The organism is Spirosoma lacussanchae (assembly GCF_005870035.1).
Classification (GTDB): domain Bacteria; phylum Bacteroidota; class Bacteroidia; order Cytophagales; family Spirosomataceae; genus Spirosoma; species Spirosoma lacussanchae.
Window position 1 is genome coordinate 683489 of the sequence record NZ_SWJG01000001.1, and the last position, 19194, is coordinate 702682.

The window sequence follows — 19194 nt, forward strand, 5'->3', positions numbered from 1 at the left end:
TGGCCCTTTGCTGGCTGTGGTCACGGCTATTCTTTACCGAATTCAATAGCCCTTCCCTAGCTCCACGGCATTCTCCAGCGGCAGACCATCCAGAAAGCGGGACAGGTTGCGCAGGAACAGGTCGACTTTACCGGCATCCTCCATGGGCTGGCCACCGGCGGTGTGCTGGGTCAGCACCACGTTGGGTAGGGTCCAGAGCGGGCTGTCGGCGGGGAGGGGCTCGGTGGCGGTTACGTCCAGAACGGCGCCCCCCAGCTGGCCGGTTTGTAAAGCCGCGATCAGCGCCGGTTCATCGACAGTACTGCCCCGGCCTACATTGGCAAAAACGCTGCCGGCTTGCATGGAGCCGATCAGCTCGGCCGAGAAAAAACCTTTGGCCGAACCCGGCAATGTATTGATAACCAGATCGGTTGCAGGTAGAGCCGCCTTCAGCTCGTCGACCGAGTGGAGTTCGGCGGCCGGATCGGTGCGGGCCAGCAGCCGGACGCTACAGTCGAAGCCGAGCAGCATTTGCCGAACGGCCTGACCGATGGCTCCCGACCCCAGGATAATAACCTGCTTCCGGCGCAGCAGACCGAGTTTGGCGCGCACGGCCGAGCCCGACCATTGACGCTGACTCTGCAAAATTGCCAGCTCATCGATATGCCGGTAGTGGGCCAGAATGCCCGCCACGATTGTTTCGGCACAGGGCCAGGCAAAGTAATCGCCCATGTTAGCCACCTGTGCCCGTAACCGTACCCCCTGATACCCATCGAAACCGGCGGAGTCGAGCTGCCAGTATTGCAACTTGACCGGCGGGTTAATCCACCAGTCGGTCGGCGGGTTGCCCAGCACGATGTCGGCCGACCGGAAAGCCGGCTGATATTGTTCGGCCGATAGCTCGTTCCGGAAAATTGGTTCAACAGCCTCGGGCAACTGTTGGCGTAGCTGGCTGCGGTAGGCTTCGTTGAGATTGGTATAAACAAATGCGATCATGGTAGTTGGCGAATGATAGCTTACAATCCATTAATACCCAGAAGCAGGTTTGGGTTTGGGCACAGGGCCAGAAATTTTGCCCGGTCGGTTTGTGTGCATACGCCGGGGAAGTCGCCCCGAAGCCCGAGCATATCGGTCATCAGCTGAAAATGCAGATGCGGAGGCCAGTCGCCATTCTCGGGAAAGGGGCCTATTTCGGCAATTTTTTCGCCAGCCCGAATTGGTTTCCCGTCATACAGGCCGTTAAGCGAAGCCCGAGTCAGATGTCCGTACAGGCTATAAAGCGGTTTCCCGTTGAAAGCTGGCAAAACGACCTCCCGATGTTCGAGGATGATAGTAGGGCCGTAGTCGCCAAAGTTATCGTTATCCCTAAAGCTGTGCACAATACCGTCGAGCGGGGCAAAAACGGGCGTACCGGCCTCCGCCCAGAAATCAATACCCAAGTGAATCTCGCGGGGTTCGGTTTGCTGCTGAAAGTGAGGACTACGGCGGTAAATGACCCGATGTTCGTTGTAGCCGCCCACGCCCACCCGTGCGCCCGCCGTCTGTAGCTGGCCAAACACATAGTCGCTGAAACGGGCGGTATCGGTCAGGTCGAGGGGGCGCCGGCCCGTCTGCTGGTCAGGCATCAGATCGGGGTTCGTAGCCGACAGATCAAGAATCAGGTAAGGCTCGGTCTGGAAGTCGAAGGGGAGGAGCATAGGTCTGTAGCTGCAAAAGCGCCCAAAAAGAGCACCGGGCGCAAAGATGGGACAAGCGGGTGGAATCGTGACGGCTTTTCGGGCATTGGGAGTATCTTTACAGTTATTTTTTTCGTTTACATACCTATATTATTTGGTTTATCAACCGACTTTAGACCCACTTGCATGGAAGCAGTAAGTAATAAAACGGCCGGCCAGGCCACCCTTTTCGGGCATCCGATGGGGCTTTTTGTGTTGTTTTTCACCGAGATGTGGGAGCGGTTCAGCTACTACGGTATGCGGGCCATCCTGCTGCTCTTCCTGATCGACAACGTACGGGGCGGCATGGGCCTGAGCGAGCCGGAAGGGGCGGCTATCTACGGCATCTATACCGCATCGGTGTATTTACTGTCGCTGCCCGGCGGCTGGATTGCCGACAATCTGCTGGGGCAGCGGAAATCGATCTGGTACGGTGGTATCATTATTATGCTGGGTCATATCATTCTGGCTGTACCGGCGGGGCCGGGGCTGTTTTATGCCGGTCTGTGCACGGTGGCTATCGGCACCGGCCTGCTGAAGCCGAATATCAGCAGTATTGTGGGAGAGTTATACCCCGAAGGTGGCGCCCGTAAGGATGCCGCCTTTTCTATTTTTTACATGGGCATTAATACCGGCTCTCTGCTCGGCATCTCGATCGTGGGGTATCTGGGCGAGAAGGTGGGCTGGCATTATGGCTTCGGCGCGGCTGCGATAGCGATGTTTCTTGGCGTTATCACCTACCGTACATTCGGGCAGCGCTACCTGGGCGATCGGGGGCAGTACGTAGCCAAGGAGCCGACCGGGGCAGGGCAGTCATCGAGTGGCAACCGGTCGATGCTGATCTTCGTGGCGGTGCTGGTAGCTCTGCTGGCCGGCCTGCAGCTGACGGGCGTGCTGGACCTGACAACGGCGCAGGGGCTGGCCAAGGCCATGGGAACCATTATCTCGCTGATTGCGCTCGGGTATTTCACGTACATTCTGGTAGCGGGCGGGCTCGATGCCACCGAGAAAAAGCGGGTAGTGGTGCTATTTGCGTTCTTTCTGGCTGCGGCCATGTACTGGGCCGGTAACGAACAGCAGGGCTCATCGCTACAGATTTTTGCAAGCCGGTATACAGACCTGAACCTGTTTGGCTGGCAGATGCCGTCGAGCTGGTTCCAGAACCTGAATCCGGCATTCATTCTCATTTTTTCGCCGGTGCTGGCCGGGCTGTGGGTATTTCTGGCTAACCGGAAGATTGACTTCTCGGTGCCGGCCAAGTTTGCTACGAGCCTCATTTTGCTGGGACTGGCCTACGTGGTCATGATTGTGGCGGCAAAGCTGGCCCTGACGGGTGTACGTACGTCGCCCCTGTACCTAACGTCAACATATCTGTTCTTTACGTTGGGCGAGTTGTTCCTGAGCCCGGTAGGGCTGAGCGCCTTCTCCAAGCTGTCACCGAAGCGGTATACCAGCCAGCTGATGGGAATCTGGTTCGTCGGCTCGTCGCTGGGTAATCTGATTGCCGGCCTGTTTGCGGGCGGGTTCGACGAAGAAAACGTGAGCCAGATGCCGGCGCTGTTTCAGAGTGTAGCCCTGTTTACGCTGGGGGGCGGGGTCATTATGTTTCTTTTCTCGCGGGTACTGAAGAAGTGGATGGGCGGTATCGAGTAATAGAAGCAGTGCTGAACGGATGCTGGTCTGGCCGGAAGGCGGGACCAGCATCCGTTTTTATGGAACGTCGGAAGGGGAGCTGCTGCAGAGGGAGCCGGACACAGAAAAACCCCCAACCCGGCTGGCGGATTGGGGGTCTGGGTATATCAGCACAATTGACTGGTCAGTAGATGACTCGGGCCGAACGGCTGATAAACGTTATGCTTTGGTACCGTAACGCTTGCGGAACTTGTCCACACGGCCGGCCGTATCGAGCAGTACGTTCTTACCCGTGTAGAACGGGTGCGACTGCGAGCTAACTTCGATCTTAACGAGCGGATAGGTCTGGCCCTCGAACTCGATCGTGTCTCTGGTCTGAACCGTTGAGCGCGTCACGAATTTATAATCGCTCGACAGGTCGTGGAATACCACATCGCGGTAGTCCGGGTGAATGCCCTTTTTCATGATTTATTCTCAGTTTCTTGTCATCTTCTCGGTTTCCGTCCGAAAAGGATTGCAAAGGTACGGTCTTTTCGGTAGACCCACAAACCTTTTTGCGGCTTCTTTTACGGGTTAGAAATCAATCGAATAAAGTTGATCCGTTGCCTAATAATGGCGTAACAAACCGTTGCCTGAGTCGGGCTTTTCTTCTACCTTTCGGTACCGAATACCTCCTCTCAAGACCAGGCCCCGGCGCTGGTTCAGCCTGAAAAAATCGCTTAATTTTGTTTTGGAAAGAAGCAGCTACCGTAACGAGTTGATAAGTATCTAGAAACGACGGCTTAACAATTTATTAACCCTGGCGGTAGATTTGAATCTTTCTGTGAAACCGAAAATCACCCGAACCTTCAGGTGTGATTTTCTGTCTATTTGAACATAACTGTACCAGCCTACTGCGCGCATTTATCATTTCTCTATAGATAACCACTAATCCTAGAACGTATGTACGTAATCAAACGCGATGGCCGCCGGGAGTCGGTCAAGTTCGACAAGATTACCGCCCGCATTGAAAAGCTGTGCTATGGCCTCGACCCAGCCTATGTGCAGCCAGTTGAAGTTGCGATGAAAGTCGTGAACGGCCTCTACGACGGCGTTAAAACTACCGAACTCGATAACCTGGCCGCTGAAACAGCCGCGTCGATGACGACCAAACATCCGGACTACGCTATTCTGGCGGCCCGGATTGCCATCTCGAACCTGCACAAGGAGACCAACAAGTCATTTTCGGGAACGATTAAGCAGCTCTATCACTACGAGGACCCGAAAACAGGTGAGAACGCGTCGCTGATCTCGCGTGAGGTATATGACGTAGTACGTAACAACGCAGCCCTGCTCGACTCAACCATCATTTACGACCGCGATTACGGATATGACTATTTCGGCTACAAAACGCTCGAAAAATCGTACCTGCTGAAAATCAACGGCCGCATTGCCGAGCGCCCGCAACATATGCTGATGCGCGTAGCCGTCGGTATTCATATGGAAGACGTTGAGGCCGCCATCGAAACCTACAACCTGCTGTCGGAGAAGTGGTTCACCCACGCTACGCCTACGCTCTTCAACGCCGGTACGCCCAAGCCGCAGATGTCGAGCTGCTTCCTGCTGACCATGAAAGACGACAGCATCGATGGCATCTACGACACCCTGAAGCAAACCGCCAAGATTTCGCAGTCGGCGGGTGGTATCGGCCTGAGCATTCATAACGTTCGGGCTACGGGTACCTACATCAAAGGTACCAACGGCACCTCGAACGGTATTGTACCGATGCTCCGGGTTTTCAACGATACGGCTCGCTACGTTGATCAGGGGGGCGGTAAGCGGAAAGGCTCGTTCGCGATCTATCTGGAGCCCTGGCATGCCGATATTTTCGAATTCCTGGACATGAAAAAGAACTCCGGGAAAGAAGAAGCCCGCGCCCGCGATCTCTTCTATGCACTCTGGACGCCCGATCTGTTTATGAAACGGGTCGAAGACAATGACGTCTGGTCGCTGTTCTGCCCGCACGAGTGCCCCGGCCTGGCCGATTGCCATGGCGAAGAATTTGAAGCCCTTTACGAGCGCTACGAGCGCGAAGGCCGTGCCCGCCGGACGGTGAAAGCCCAGGAGCTGTGGTACAAAATTCTGGAGTCGCAGACCGAAACCGGTACGCCCTACATGCTGTTCAAGGATTCGGCCAACAAAAAGTCGAACCAGCAGAACCTGGGTACCATCAAGTCGAGTAACCTCTGTACCGAGATCATCGAGTATACCGCTCCCGACGAGATCGCCGTCTGTAACCTGGCCTCGATTGCGTTGCCGAAATTCATCAAGCGCGATCCCGATGGTGTGATGCGTTTTGATCACCAGAAGCTGTATGAGGTAACCAAAACGGCTACGCGGAACCTCAACAAAATTATCGACATCAACTACTACCCGGTGGAAGAGGCTCGCCGGAGCAACATGCGTCACCGCCCCATTGGCCTTGGCGTACAGGGGCTGGCCGATGCGTTCATCATGCTGCGGATGCCGTTCGAGTCAGACGAAGCCCGTCGGCTGAACGAAGATATTTTCGAGACGATCTACTTTGGCGCCATGACTTCGTCGATGGAGCAGGCCAAAGAATCGGGTCCGTACGAAACCTGGAAAGGCTCGCCAATTTCGAAAGGGATCTTCCAGTTCGATATGTGGGGGGTAAAACCCAAGTCGGGTCGCTGGGACTGGGAAGGTCTGCGCAAAGAGGTTGTTGAACATGGCGTGCGGAACTCGCTGCTGCTGGCGCCTATGCCAACGGCATCGACCTCGCAGATCCTGGGCAACAACGAGTGCTTCGAGCCCTATACGAGCAACATCTACACCCGTCGCGTGCTGTCGGGCGAGTTTGTCGTGGTGAATAAACACCTGCTCAAAGACCTCGTGAAGCTGGGCCTGTGGAACGATGCCATGAAAAACAACCTGATTCTGGCCAACGGATCGGTACAGCAAATTCCGAACATTCCGCAGCACATCAAAGATCTTTACAAAACGGTTTGGGAGATCAAGCAGAAGCACATCATCGATATGGCCGCCGACCGGGGCGCGTACATCTGCCAGTCGCAGTCGCTGAACATCCACATTCAGGATTCGAACTTCGGTAAGCTGACATCGATGCACTTCTATGCCTGGAAAGCGGGTCTGAAAACGGGTATGTACTACCTCCGCACGAAAGCCGCTGCCGATGCTGTGAAGTTCACCGTTGTTCAACCCCAGGCCGAGCCGCAGCTGGAGCCGGTTATGGCCGAGAGCGCACCCGTTGAGAAGCCACTCGACTATGTGCAGTACGCCAAAGATCACGCGACCAACGCCCAGCCCACGCCGGTGCCGATGGTGACCGATCTTGAACAGCAGTATGCCGCTATGACCTGCTCACTCGATGACCCCGAGGGTTGCGAAATGTGTGGTTCGTAGGCCGTCTTTACTTATTGAAAATAAAACGCCAGATCCCACTGCGGTCTGGCGTTTTATTTTATGCTTGTATAGAAGAAACAGGCTGGACAGGCCACTGATAAACGTATATGTACATCCGTTCAGATAAACACACCATCTCTATCCGTACACTAGCTAACAGCGAGTTAAGCTGATACGGGTAACCAAGCTGGAGCACGTTACCAATTATTGCAACCGATTTGACGGTGTGCGTGAATAATATTTAAAAAGTACAACTTATTTCGAAACAATACGGTTGATTAGTAGTGGGGGGTATAAACCCACCCGGATTGGCGGCCATCGGCGCACAGATATCTTCACCTCTCCGAAACAAGTCCCGGCGAAACACGTCGGATCATCTCATCTAATACCATCCAGAATGGAGACATTTAGTAAAAAGGAAAAAGAAAAAGCAAGACAGAAGAAACGCAAAGACAAAGAAGAAAAAAGAGACGAACGTCGGGCCAATGCGCAAAAAGGGCAGGGTCTCGACGAGATGATGGCTTATGTTGACGAAAACGGCAACATCACCTCAACGCCCCCCGACCCCCGTAAGAAGAGAACCATTGATGTGGAAAACATCCAGATCGGGGTGTCTAAACAGGAAGATGCAGCTCCTCAGGAGGCTGTCAGACAAGGTATAGTAACATTCTTCAACGCATCGAAAGGATACGGATTTATTCGTGACCTGCAGAGCCAGGAGAGCATATTCGTACACATGAACGGGTTGCTCGATGCGGTTAACGAACAGGATAAAGTAAGCTTCGAAGTGACGCGTACACCGAAGGGCCTTAATGCCGTTAGCGTCAGAAAAACTGCGTAGCGTAATCCGGCCGGACCGCTCTACCAGTATCGCTGTTCTGCTGACCAGAAACAGACGTATAACGGGTTGGCCATTCAGACACGGTGCCGCAAGGCACCCATTTTCATTCTTATCAGCTAAGTCATGAGTAAACCCGTGTATACGTCCATTCCGCCTACCACCGATACTATTTACTGGCAGCTTAAGTACTCCGACGGCAAAACCAGTATCTATATTCCTCGTGACAAAGAGCTGGATCGGCAACTGAAGGTTAAGTTTCAGGCCGAAGTAGCCGCCCGGACGTCGATCAAGCGAAAGCGGGAAAACCGATAACCGTTACTCAGGTAGCGAATCATACACGGCACTGGCTATACGATATACGTAGCCGGTGCGTACGTATATATAAGCATCAACAGCGCGCACCGGCATTATTAGTCTGAGCTACACGCTATGTTGCTTGACCAGCCCCTCGAGGGTATGCAGCGGCTGAACGCCCGACTGCCGCCAGACAATCTTGCCGTTTTTAAACAGAATCATGGTCGGAATGCTCCGGATCTGATACTGGTTGGCGGCAGCCTGGCTATGATCGACATTGACCTTCACCACGCGAACCTTGTCGCCTACGCGCTCGGTAAGCTGTTTCAGAATAGGGGCCTGCTGCTTGCAGGGGCCGCACCAGTCGGCGTAGAAATCGACCAGCACCGGCGTTTCGCCGTGAATGAGGTCATGAAACGATGGCTTTTTCATGCGGTGTTGCGGTCTTGGGATTTGCCGGTTTCGGTCAACGCCTGTAACGAGGCTTACACCGAAACCGGCAGATTGACTTATTGTTCTTCGTTTACCGGCTCGTTCATGATGGTATGGCCCATCTTGTCGCGTTTGGTTCGGAGGTAGTATTCGTTATGCGGATTGGCTGGAATCTCGATCGGGACCGTCTCAACGATTTCGAGTCCATAGCCCATCAGACCCGCCCGTTTCTTAGGGTTGTTCGAGATCAGCCGCAGTTTACGAACACCCAGGTCGCGCAGGATCTGGGCGCCAACCCCGTAGTCGCGCGCATCCATCGGCAGGCCGAGTTCCAGATTGGCTTCTACCGTATCGCGGCCCATTTCCTGGAGCTTATAGGCTTTCAGTTTGTTAAGTAGCCCGATGCCGCGTCCCTCCTGAAACATATACACCACCACGCCTTTCCCTTCGGCCTCCACCATCTTCAGCGATGCGTGCAGCTGAGGCCCGCAGTCGCAACGGCATGAGCCGAAAATATCGCCGGTGACGCAGGACGAGTGAACGCGCACCAGCACGGGCTCGTTCGGTTCCCAGGCTCCCTTAACCAGCGCCAGGTGGGTATCGTCGGTATTGCTTTGCTTGAAGGCGATCAGGTCAAAATGACCAAATTCGGTGGGCATATTGACACCGATCTGCCGCTGAATGAGGCTTTCGGTCCGGAGCCGGTACTCAATCAGATCCTGAATGCTGATCAGTTTCATGCCAAACCGGTCGGCCAGTACCCGGAGCTCGGGCAGGCGGGCCATGGTGCCATCTTCATTGAGCACCTCGATTAGCACACCTACCGGCGAGAGTCCCGCCAGCCGGGCCAGATCGACGGCAGCTTCGGTATGGCCAGCCCGCCGAATAACGCCCCCCTCTACGGCCCGTAGCGGGAATATGTGACCGGGCCGACCCAGATCGTCGGGAGTTGTGGCCGGATCGACCAGCGCCTGAATGGTTTTGGACCGGTCAGAAGCCGAAATACCGGTCGTGCAGCCGTGGCCCAGCAGATCGACCGATACGGTAAATGGGGTTGTATGAACAGACGTGTTACTGCTCACCATCATATCAAGTCCCAGTTCGTCGCAGCGTTCCTGCGTGAGGGGGGCGCACATAAGACCGCGAGCTTCACGAACCATGAAATTGACCATCTCGGGCGTAATCATTTCGGCTGCGCAGATCATATCGCCTTCGTTTTCGCGGTCTTCATCGTCTACCACCAGCACAATTTTGCCTGCTTTGATATCCGCAATAGCCTCTTCGATGCGGTCGAGCCGGATAGGGGCTGGTTCGTTCTGGAACTCGGCAGACTTGGTACTATTATTGCTCATCTGTTTGGTTGATGCGTGTCAGTGGAAGTATCTTTGGTAGTTGTTTTGGTATCTACTCAACGGCGGAATCGGCAGTTGTCAATCTCAAAACTGATTTCGGGAAAGATACGTTTCGACCAACGCGAAAATGTAAGCCGGAACGTTTTTAACGCTAGACACTGCGCCATATATAGGAACGACAAAAATTTACTTTCTGTGCGAATGATTCGATTGTGGCTGACCGGAGTAGAGGCAACTGTTCACACAATTTACTGGTTTTTAGCGATTGTAGTTAGCTTCATGTACCTGACTGGTTCCGGCCAGATTCAGGCCCAGAATGTCTGTATCAACCCCGGCGGTGCGGCCCAGGGCGGCTTTGCGCTTGATAAAGCGAGTGTCTGCGTAGGTACACCTATTCAGATTGTCAGTGTACCGGCTACGGTTGCCAACGTGGCGTATACCTATGAGTATGACGGCAACGGTATTCCGACTAACCGAACCGCGGCCACCACGTATACCTACAGCAAACCCGGTTCTTATACTATTCTTCAGGTTGGCAGTGGAGGGGGGCAGGCCACCGGAACCGTTGCCTGTAAAACCGTAACCGTACTGCCTACGGGCCCCGTCAGCCTCTCCGTCAGAACCTGCTCAGACCGGCGGGCGGTTGTCGATGTCACGCTGGACGAAAACTCGAATAAATATGATAGTTATATCATAGATTGGGGCGATGGTAACCGGCAGGAACGACCCCGCGGCTCCATAACCACACAGCAGACGCACACCTACCTGAATCCGGGAACGTATACGGTGATCATTACCGGGCGGTATGCCGCCCTGACCGATTGCACGCCTGTGCCCGCTCGCTCGGCTCCGATCAACTTCGCCACCACAGCCCAGCCGCTGATCACTCGACTAACTACGGTTAGCGACAACTCGATCTCTATTCAGTATCAGGTCAGTTCGGGTACAACGGTAGAGCTGTACCAGAAAGATGCGTCGGGCGTGTATGCGCCCACGGGGCAGAACGGAAATGGGTCAACTCCGTTCACGGTGCAGACCAATGCCAAAGAGGTACAATGTTTTCAGCTGGTTGCGCAGGATGCCTGCAACAGCGCCGGGGTTCGGTCTGACGAGGTATGTAGTCTGGTACTTAACGCGCAAGCTGCCAGTAAGCAGAATAACCTGAGCTGGCAGCCTTATGCGGGTACGGTTACTACCCTAAGACCCTTCCGTTCGTATCGCCTGACCCGCAATGGCGCGCCGATTGGAGGTCTGCTGACCAGCCGGTCCGCGTCATCCTACGTCGACAATAACCGCATCGAATGCGGAGTCGCTTACTGTTACACGATCGAAGCCAGCGCTGGCCCAACAACAATCACATCGGCGCCTGTCTGCGTGACGGGTATCAACGGAGACGTTCCCGGTGAATTTCGGAGCGTAACCGCTTCGATAGAGAACAACCAGCCTCGCCTGGTGGTCTCGTTGCCCGTCAGCGGCACGTCGGCTAGCTATACGCTGGTGGTAAACCGGACCGACGGAAAATCGGGCGCTATGCAGACCGTCGGGTCGGTGGTTAATCGAAACACGTTTGTCGATGAGTCGGCCAATGCATCGGCGGGTTCGTACTGCTACGAGGTTACCTACCGAAACAACTGCGGCCTGACTTCACCCCCGTCGAAGCCGGTTTGTACGGTATATCTGGCTTCGAACAGCAGCAACAGCATCGACTGGACCGCTGATTCGCCCTTCCTGACAGGACCGGTAGCCAGCTATACCGTAGAAGTCATCGATTCGCTGAACGGTACCAAGCGCGATATCCCGGTTAGTGGTAACACGCGTTACGAACCGGACCCGAACGACCCGAACCTGCAATCGCAGCGGTATCGGATTATTGCCGTGTCGAGCGGGGCACTGGTGAGCTATTCGAACTACTTCACCTTCCGGCGCGAGGCCCGGATTCTGGTGCCCGATGCCTTTACGCCCAATGGCGATGGTACCAACGATACGTTTGTGGTCAAAGGCATTTTTGTTGATCAGTTTCGGATGACGATCTATGACCGCTGGGGTAGCGTCATCTACAGTACAACCGATAAAAACCAGGGATGGGACGGTACCGTTAATGGTCAGCCGGCGGCCGCGGGGCAGTATATGTACCAGATCGAGGTTCAGGACCTGACCGGGCAGAAAACTGTTCGGCCCGGTGCGTTGTTGTTAATACGCTAGCGGGTGCATCCGGCCGGTTACCGGCCAGGCGGTATAGCTCACGCGCGTAGACAGTACTGACCACAAGAATCGAAACTACTATGAATATGATGGATATGTTCGGGAAGATGAAGGAAGTTCAGTCCCGAATGAAAGACGCTCAGGAAGGCCTGCGGAACGTAACCGAAACCGGCGAGTCGGGGGCTGGTCTGGTGAAAGTAACCGTAAACGGGCTGAAAAACGTGTTGAGCATGGAAATCGATCCCGACCTGCTAAAGTCGGCTGACGACCGCGAGATGTTGCAGGATCTGATCGTAGCGGCTACCAACAAAGCCATGCAGAACGTAGAAACCAAGGCCCGTGAACACCTGCGGCAGGCCACAGAGGGGCTTTTGCCCAACATACCCGGTTTGAATTTAGACGGACTCATGTCTTAAAAGTTGATAAGTTTGTAGCAGAATGGGCGGGTTGCGGCCCATTCTGCTACAAACTGCCCACCCATTTTGGATTCCCTCGCACTCGTCATTCTTAATTATAACGGTCAGTCATTCTTAGCTAAGTTTCTGCCTGCCGTACTTGCCCATGCCGATGGTCATCCGGTTTACGTAGCCGACAGTGCCTCGACCGACGGTTCCGTTGCCTTTCTTCGTGCTCACTTTCCGACCGTGCGGGTTATCGAACTGGCGCGTAATGAAGGGTATGCCGGGGGGTACAACCGGGCGCTCGACTACATCCGTGCAAACGAGGCTCCGTTCGATTACTATGCTCTCATCAATTCCGATATTGACGTAACGCCCGGCTGGCTGAGCCCGATCCTTTCCGTGATGGCATCCAGCCCGACGGTAGCGGCCTGTCAGCCTAAAATCCGATCGTACCAGCAGCGCGACCTGTTTGAGCATGCAGGAGCCGCCGGTGGGTTCGTCGACTGGCTGGGCTATGTATTTTGCCGGGGACGCGTGTTCGCCACCTTCGAAGCCGACCAGGGGCAGTATGACGACAACCGTCCCGTATTCTGGGCAACGGGCGCCTGTCTGTTCGTGCGGGCCAGTGTTTTTCACCAGACCGGCGGTTTCGATGCCAGCTTCTTTGCCCACATGGAAGAGATTGACTGGTGCTGGCGCGTACAGCGGCTGGGCTACGAAATCTGGACCTGCGGGCAGTCGGTGGTGTACCACGTGGGGGGCGGCACGCTGCCTAAGTCAAACCCGCACAAGACCTACCTGAATTACCGCAACAGCCTGTTTATGCTGTACAAGAACTGGCCTGCCGACGGCCGACTGTGGCTGCGCATATTCCTGCGGCTGGTCCTGGATGGTCTATCGTCGCTGCTGTTTGTAAAAGTAGGGCAGTGGCGTGACGTATGGGCGATCATTCGCGCTCATTTTGCGTTCTATGCCCACCTGCCGCAGCTGAACCAACAGCGCCGGGCACTCAGGCAGCAGCAAACCCATGCCGTCGGCCTGTTTCCACGCAGCATTGTATGGAGCTATTTCGGGCAGGGCAAAAAGACCTACCGAGAAATTGTAGATAACGGGAAATAAAAGGTCTGATAGCCTGAACGGCCGGGGCTATACTACAGCTCCCAGATAGTGGGGTGAGCGTGCCGACGCAGATGCTTGTTCATCTCCAGCCAGAACGCCAGAATCAGATACAGAACAACTGGCGACCCGAGCGTCAGGAATGACGTATAAATGAAATAAAGCCGGATGCTGCTGGCCGAGATATTCATCTTCTCGCCAAGGCGCGAACAGACACCGAAGGCCTGTTTTTCAACGAAATATCTTATCTTTTCCATACCGACTACATAAGTCCGTAATACCTGTATACGTTTAACGAACGTAGCAAAAATAACGCAAAGGTGCTGTAGAATGTTTACCGATAACACAGAAATAGCGTCAGAAGCCCGTGAGAAGGGCAAAAAAATAGTTACTGGCTATTTGAAGTCGGAACATTTTTATTTTCTTTGTGTTGTAACGGGGCCGACACTTACGTGTTGTGTCGGTACTCGTGCGTAAACAAAGCCCGCTGATCCTCAACCCAGTACCCCGGCCAGTAGGCACCTTCTGGAACCTGTTTCGCGTCTTTGTTACTAACTGACCCTTTGTATGTTTAATTGTTTAATTGTTTAAGTTTTATGCAAACAGGTGTAGTAAAATTTTTCAATGAAAGTAAAGGATACGGTTTCATCGTAGAAGACGATACCAACCGGGACATTTTCGTTCACATTACTGGTTTAAACGGAATCACCATCCGCGAGAAAGACCGGGTACAGTTTGAAGTGGTTGACGGGAAAAAGGGACTTAACGCGGTTAAGGTAAAGAAATTAGAGTCGGACTATTAAGCCTCTATGGCCGACCAAAAAGAAACCCTGCCCGGTTGCCGAGCGGGGTTTTTTGTGTATAAAACAGCCGGATCAGACCCGCGACCCGGCTGTTTCGTGTAGCCTGTTTATTCGGTCCAGCTCCGAACGGTAGCCAGATCCGGCATGGGCACATCCAGCTTCAGTTTCTTCCGTACACCGCCCAGGTCGTTGAAGAGCTTATTTGGGTTGGCGGCCCGCAGCTGGTCGACCGTCATGTATCCCAGTTTCTGGACGGCTGGCACCCACTCGGCCGGTACACCTGCCGCCACAAAGTCGCTCTCGTCCGACTGCTCCTGCTTTTTCTCGGGCCGCATCTGCGGGAAGAACAGGACGTCCTGAATAGACGGCTGATTCGTCATAATCATCGTGAGCCGGTCAATACCCAGCCCAACGCCTGCCGTGGGGGGCATCCCGTATTCGAGGGCGCGCAGGAAATCTTCGTCGAGCGCCATGGCCTCTTCGTCTCCGCGTTCGGCCAGTCGGAGCTGCTCTTCGAACCGTTCGCGCTGGTCGAGCGGGTCGTTCAGCTCCGAGTAGGCGTTGGCAATTTCTTTGCCGTTACAGATGGCCTCGAACCGCTCAACCAGGCCCGGTTTGCTCCGGTGCTTTTTAGTCAGGGGCGACATCTCGACCGGATAATCGGTGATGAATGTTGGCTGGATCAGGTTCGGTTCGCAGGCATCGCCAAACAACTCGTCGATCAGTTTCGATTTGCCCATGCTGGCGTCGGTCTTGATACCGCGGCTTTCGGCCACCTCCCGAAGCTCGGCTTCGTCCATGGCCGATACATCGACACCGGTATATTCCTGAATGGCTTCGAACATTGTCAGGCGTTTCCAGGGGCGCTTAAAGTCGATGACGTTCTGCCCAACGGTTACTTTAGTGGTACCGGCCACGTCGAGCGCCACTTTCTCGACCATTTCTTCGATGGTATCCATCATCCAGATGTAGTCTTTGTAGGCGACGTAGAATTCAACCTGAGTAAACTCGGGGTTGTGGGTGCGGTCCATCCCCTCGTTGCGGAAGTCCTTGGCGAACTCGAATACGCCGTCGTATCCACCTACGATCAGGCGTTTGAGGTACAGTTCGTTGGCTATCCGCAGGTACAGCGCCATATCGAGCGTGTTATGGTGCGTACGGAATGGCCGCGCAGTTGCTCCACCGTGAATGGGTTGCAGGATAGGGGTTTCCACTTCCAGGTACCCTTTCTGGCTCAGGAACTGCCGGATTGAATTGACCAGCTTGGTCCGTTTTACAAAAACATCGCGTACCTGGGGGTTTACGATCAGGTCTACATACCGTTGCCGATACCGCTGTTCCGGATCGGTAAAGGCGTCGTAGGTTTCGCGTTCACCCTGCTCGTTGATAACTTCCTTAACGACCGGTAGCGGCCGCAGGGCTTTGTTGAGCAGCTTGAATTCTTTTACATAGACCGATAACTCGCCGGTTTTCGTGGAGAACACATGACCCCGAACGGAGATGATATCGCCAATGTCGAGCAGTTTTTTGAAGACCGTATTGTACAGCGTTTTGTCTTCGCCGGGGCAGAGGTCGTCGCGCCGGAAATACAGCTGGATGCGACCCGTTGAATCCTGTAATTCGGCAAAGGATGCGCTCCCGCTGATGCGGACGATCATCAATCGACCGGCCAGCTGAACGTTGCCCCAGCGTTCATCGTCGGAGAAATCCATCTCGGGTTCGATATGGGTACCAGGCCCGCCTGGCTGATGGGCTGCCCGGATGTCGGCAACGGTGGTGGTAACGTCAACGAGTTCAGCGGGATAGGGGTCAATCCCCATTCGCATCAATTCTTCGCGTTTTTGTCGGCGATTTATCTCTTGTTCACTCAACATTGTCTGAACGATGATTATCAGATTTAGATGATTTCCAGGAATCAGTCTACGAAATCAGGGTGCAAAAATAGCGAAAAGGATTGGCCTTTACAGGATGCGTTTGTAACTGACCGCTGATTGCCAGCCCCGACCGTTTGTCCCAATCTGTAGTGTTCAACAGAGTTGTGTAGTATTATTGTGATATCAAACTACTATCAATTCCTGAATCATGAACGAAAAACCACTTACCTCCCTGTCTGGCTATGTATTGCTGCTGGCTGCTATCGTTTGTTTAGTCAGTTCAACGGCCGTGGCCTGGGCCAACCTGAACGTATTCGTAGCTGCGCTCCTGTTTTTGACAGCTGTCGTACTCTTTATCGGTATTACCGTTATCAACCCAAACGAGGCTGTTGTCTGCACCTTCTTTGGCGATTATGTAGGCACTATGAAGCAAAACGGCCTGCGCTGGGTGAATCCGCTCTACAGCAAGAAAAAGATCAGTCTGCGCGCCCGAAACCTCAACGGACAAACCATCAAAGTAAACGACAAAATGGGGAACCCCATCGAAATTGCGGCTGTGGTGGTCTGGCAGGTTTCCGATACTGCCAAAGCCCTGTTCGATGTCGATAATTACCAGACTTTTGTGCAGATTCAGTCCGAGGCCGCTGTGCGCTTCCTGACCAGCTCACACGCTTACGACAATATGGAAGACGAACACGAGACGGTCACCCTGCGCGACAATACGGGTCAGATCAACAAATTCCTGGAGCAGGAACTCGACGAGCGGCTGAGTCAGGCGGGCGTTCGGGTTATGGAAGCCCGCATCAGTCACCTGGCCTACGCGCCCGAAATTGCGGGAGCCATGCTCCAGCGCCAGCAGGCTACGGCGGTGGTGTCGGCCCGGAAGCAGATTGTAGAAGGAGCCGTTGGTATGGTTGAGATGGCGCTGGCCCGGCTGGCCGAAAAAGATGTGGTGCAGCTGGACGAAGAGCGGAAAGCGGCCATGGTCAGTAACCTGCTGGTTGTACTTTGCGGAGAGAAATCGGTCAGTCCGGTTGTGAATGCCGGTACACTATATAACTAACAGGAGAAACGAACCGACAGAACGGACAGGTACATACCTGTCCGTTCTGTCGGTTCGTTTCTTTTTCTTGCTTCCTTATGGCATCAGAAAAAAAAGCGTTTGTATTACGGATACAGCCAGAAACGCTGAAGGAGCTGGAACGCTGGGCGCAGGAGGAGTTTCGGAGCGTAAACGGCCAGATCGAATATCTGCTGAACGATGCGTTGCGGAAACGCCGGAAACAGAAGGCGGGCGAAACAAACGATCCGCCCGAGCCTGCCAATCGGGCCGACTGACTTATTCAGACCCTGGGCTGGACGTTCGGGCGGAGGCCGTTTGCTGCCCGTTTTTCGACAGGTTGTTGTACCGGTCGACCAGGATCAACTGACCCAGAATAGTACGGGCGTTCAGATTGTGGCTAAGCACAAACTCATCCAGTTCGCGACTCTGGCTAGTCATATGCGGGTGATAGATATCCGGGAAAAACCGTTCGAATGTCAGAAACTGACCCTCATCGTAAACAAAGTAATTGAACGGCTCCTGCAGATCGGCCAGTTCGGGCGTATCAATCAGCTGTTCGGGCCGATGAAACGAGCGGCTGAGCCAGCCTCGTTGGCGTTTAAGCTGGCGAACTACCGTTAGTGAGCCGTCGAGGCATACTTCGTAGAAACCATGCGCCGTTTGCTCGTCGACACGTTTGCGGGCCAGCGAGACAAAGGTTCGTTGTTTGTGCTGGTTGGTATCGAACCAGCCAAACTGCCGGACCTGACTGGCCGAGTACGTACGAATCTGTCCGGTAGGCAACCTCAGCAGCACCATCTCTGCCGACCAGTTATAGGCTAGCTCGCCCTGCGCTGAAGCCGCATTCCAGAAGGTAAGCTGACCCGATCGCCAGACAGGCAAGGGTGGTTTTGCCAACGTTACCTGAGAGAGGAAAAGTACAATAAATGCCAGTAAAGTTGATGCGTCATGTCGTTTCATAGCTGTATTCAGTTTGCGGAATGTCGGCAGCACAGATAATTACCGCGCCACGTTGATCTAAACGAAGCTATTGAAATAAACGACAAGCTAAGTATCTTGTTAACAGGCCTTTAAATAGTCATATGCCTTGTGTTTTAATAATGTACAGACTAAATTGGACGGATAGGAGAAATAGACATATCGATGGTATTTGTAGAAAAAACAATAGACTAAAAACCAGATAGTTAATTTACTGAGCGGTCCAAAGAATTACAGATGCAAGCCGGATGGCCTGAAAAAATACAAAAAGAGGTAACCCGTTTGTGAGTTACCTCCTGCGCAAAATCGGGTCACCGGATGTCATCGGCCCAGCGATGGCACTTCCTCCGGTTCCGTTACGGCCTGTATCTTGAGGTAGTTATAATGGTTGATCAGCAGCAGTCGGGTCAGGGTGGTATTTACATTCAGGTCGCGTTTGATGACATACTGTTGCAGGGCCTGGCCAAACTCGTCGCACATGCGGGGCCAGAGCGTACGGCTGAAATCCCGCAAACGAACTATATCCTGTCCGTCTACCACGAAGTACTCGAAGTTATCGATGTTTTTAACCAGTTCGGGATCGGCCTCGGTAGCGATGGAATTACCAATTTTGAGCATCTCCCGCGTAGGCCGGAGCTGCCGATAAACAGTCAGTGGCCCGGCGGTGCACTCTTCGGCAAACTGGGGTCGCACCTGCTTCGATTTGAATGGATACAGGACGGAGACAAACTTCCGAAGGGTGTTCTGATTGGTATCGAAGTACCGGAAATTGCTGACCTGAAGAGCCGAGTAGGCCTTGACAACATCGCCCTGCCGGTAGCGGACGATTTCTGCTTTCCAGTTATAGTTGAGTTCACCTTTGAGCAAAGTGCCGTTAGCCAGTTGGAGTTCGCCCGTACTCCAGACGGGGGCTGCTATGCCGCCCGCTCCGGTCAGCATGAGTCCTGTTATTACAGAAAGAAATAAGTTTTTCATAACGCTGTCTATCAATCGAAAGGCCCGGTATGGGGCCAGACAGCGTGCGTGTAGAAAAAACCCTGCCAGGTTGACCACTAGTCGATTACCAGCGGGGCATTGGGTCTGGTAGGT

The 19194-nt window shown here is 53.9% G+C and carries 19 protein-coding genes; 10 read left to right on the forward strand and 9 right to left on the reverse strand.

The features are described 5' to 3' along the window. Nucleotides 1-42 precede the first annotated feature (42 nt). Entirely contained in the window at nucleotides 43-975 is a 933-nt protein-coding gene (locus FBR45_RS02800; protein ID WP_138499124.1) for a D-2-hydroxyacid dehydrogenase, read from the reverse strand. Nucleotides 976-995: 20 nt separating this feature from the next. Further along, nucleotides 996-1676, reverse strand: coding sequence for a peptidoglycan DD-metalloendopeptidase family protein (locus tag FBR45_RS02805; protein WP_138499126.1), 681 nt, complete (start codon nucleotides 1674-1676; stop codon nucleotides 996-998). 165 nt (nucleotides 1677-1841) lie between these two features. On the opposite strand from FBR45_RS02805, the gene FBR45_RS02810 reads away from it, so the two are divergent. Further along, nucleotides 1842-3347 carry a peptide MFS transporter gene (locus tag FBR45_RS02810; RefSeq protein ID WP_138499128.1) on the forward strand — a complete coding sequence of 502 codons (1506 nt, stop codon included), beginning with the start codon at nucleotides 1842-1844 and terminating at the stop codon, nucleotides 3345-3347. A gap of 198 nt (nucleotides 3348-3545) precedes the next feature. Here FBR45_RS02810 and FBR45_RS02815 read toward each other — a convergent pair whose 3' ends face one another. After that, nucleotides 3546-3791, reverse strand: a complete 246-nt coding sequence (locus FBR45_RS02815) for a type B 50S ribosomal protein L31 (RefSeq protein ID WP_077920805.1) — start codon at nucleotides 3789-3791, stop codon at nucleotides 3546-3548. Between the two features lie 477 nt (nucleotides 3792-4268). Between FBR45_RS02815 and FBR45_RS02820 the strand changes: the two genes are divergently transcribed. From FBR45_RS02820 to FBR45_RS02830, 3 genes are all read left to right on the forward strand, one after another. Beyond that, the gene (locus tag FBR45_RS02820; RefSeq protein WP_138499130.1) at nucleotides 4269-6749 is read left to right on the forward strand and encodes a ribonucleoside-diphosphate reductase subunit alpha; all 2481 of its coding nucleotides are present in this window, start codon (nucleotides 4269-4271) and stop codon (nucleotides 6747-6749) included. Nucleotides 6750-7146: 397 nt separating this feature from the next. Beyond that, the gene (locus tag FBR45_RS02825; protein WP_138499132.1) at nucleotides 7147-7590 is read left to right on the forward strand and encodes a cold-shock protein; all 444 of its coding nucleotides are present in this window, start codon (nucleotides 7147-7149) and stop codon (nucleotides 7588-7590) included. Between the two features lie 123 nt (nucleotides 7591-7713). Then, nucleotides 7714-7902, forward strand: a complete 189-nt coding sequence (locus tag FBR45_RS02830) for a hypothetical protein (RefSeq protein WP_077920808.1) — start codon at nucleotides 7714-7716, stop codon at nucleotides 7900-7902. A 108-nt stretch (nucleotides 7903-8010) separates the two neighbouring features. Here the strand turns inward: FBR45_RS02830 and trxA are convergent, their stop codons facing one another. Beyond that, complete coding sequence (trxA, locus tag FBR45_RS02835; RefSeq protein WP_077920809.1) at nucleotides 8011-8316, reverse strand: thioredoxin; 306 nt, start codon at nucleotides 8314-8316, stop codon at nucleotides 8011-8013. Between the two features lie 77 nt (nucleotides 8317-8393). Continuing rightward, nucleotides 8394-9668, reverse strand: coding sequence for a bifunctional 3,4-dihydroxy-2-butanone-4-phosphate synthase/GTP cyclohydrolase II (locus tag FBR45_RS02840; RefSeq protein WP_138499135.1), 1275 nt, complete (start codon nucleotides 9666-9668; stop codon nucleotides 8394-8396). A 201-nt stretch (nucleotides 9669-9869) separates the two neighbouring features. On the opposite strand from FBR45_RS02840, the gene FBR45_RS02845 reads away from it, so the two are divergent. From FBR45_RS02845 to FBR45_RS02855, 3 genes are all read left to right on the forward strand, one after another. Beyond that, the gene (locus FBR45_RS02845) at nucleotides 9870-11870 is read left to right on the forward strand and encodes a T9SS type B sorting domain-containing protein (protein ID WP_138499137.1); all 2001 of its coding nucleotides are present in this window, start codon (nucleotides 9870-9872) and stop codon (nucleotides 11868-11870) included. 80 nt (nucleotides 11871-11950) lie between these two features. Continuing rightward, nucleotides 11951-12286 (forward strand): YbaB/EbfC family nucleoid-associated protein, encoded by a 336-nt coding sequence (locus tag FBR45_RS02850; protein WP_138499139.1) that lies wholly within the window; start codon nucleotides 11951-11953, stop codon nucleotides 12284-12286. 66 nt (nucleotides 12287-12352) lie between these two features. After that, entirely contained in the window at nucleotides 12353-13390 is a 1038-nt protein-coding gene (locus FBR45_RS02855) for a glycosyltransferase family 2 protein (protein ID WP_138499140.1), read from the forward strand. A 32-nt stretch (nucleotides 13391-13422) separates the two neighbouring features. Here FBR45_RS02855 and FBR45_RS02860 read toward each other — a convergent pair whose 3' ends face one another. Next, nucleotides 13423-13644 carry a PspC domain-containing protein gene (locus FBR45_RS02860; RefSeq protein ID WP_077920814.1) on the reverse strand — a complete coding sequence of 74 codons (222 nt, stop codon included), beginning with the start codon at nucleotides 13642-13644 and terminating at the stop codon, nucleotides 13423-13425. A gap of 339 nt (nucleotides 13645-13983) precedes the next feature. Between FBR45_RS02860 and FBR45_RS02865 the strand changes: the two genes are divergently transcribed. Then, a complete protein-coding gene (locus FBR45_RS02865) occupies nucleotides 13984-14190 on the forward strand; it encodes a cold-shock protein (RefSeq protein ID WP_077920815.1) in 207 nt (68 codons plus the stop codon). Nucleotides 14191-14297: 107 nt separating this feature from the next. Here the strand turns inward: FBR45_RS02865 and lysS are convergent, their stop codons facing one another. Next, nucleotides 14298-16064, reverse strand: a complete 1767-nt coding sequence (lysS, locus tag FBR45_RS02870) for a lysine--tRNA ligase (RefSeq protein WP_138499142.1) — start codon at nucleotides 16062-16064, stop codon at nucleotides 14298-14300. A gap of 208 nt (nucleotides 16065-16272) precedes the next feature. Here lysS and FBR45_RS02875 point away from each other — a divergent pair, with 208 nt between their 5' ends. Together FBR45_RS02875 and FBR45_RS02880 are read left to right on the forward strand one after the other, a co-directional pair. Continuing rightward, nucleotides 16273-17127 (forward strand): SPFH domain-containing protein, encoded by an 855-nt coding sequence (locus FBR45_RS02875; RefSeq protein ID WP_138499144.1) that lies wholly within the window; start codon nucleotides 16273-16275, stop codon nucleotides 17125-17127. Between the two features lie 77 nt (nucleotides 17128-17204). Then, the gene (locus tag FBR45_RS02880) at nucleotides 17205-17402 is read left to right on the forward strand and encodes a ribbon-helix-helix domain-containing protein (protein WP_138499146.1); all 198 of its coding nucleotides are present in this window, start codon (nucleotides 17205-17207) and stop codon (nucleotides 17400-17402) included. Nucleotide 17403: 1 nt separating this feature from the next. On the opposite strand, the gene FBR45_RS02885 is transcribed toward FBR45_RS02880, so the two are convergent. Continuing rightward, nucleotides 17404-18087: a hypothetical protein gene (locus tag FBR45_RS02885; RefSeq protein ID WP_138499148.1), complete on the reverse strand. Its 684-nt coding sequence runs from the start codon at nucleotides 18085-18087 to the stop codon at nucleotides 17404-17406. Nucleotides 18088-18426: 339 nt separating this feature from the next. Then, nucleotides 18427-19080 (reverse strand): hypothetical protein, encoded by a 654-nt coding sequence (locus FBR45_RS02890; protein WP_138499150.1) that lies wholly within the window; start codon nucleotides 19078-19080, stop codon nucleotides 18427-18429. Nucleotides 19081-19194 lie beyond the last annotated feature (114 nt).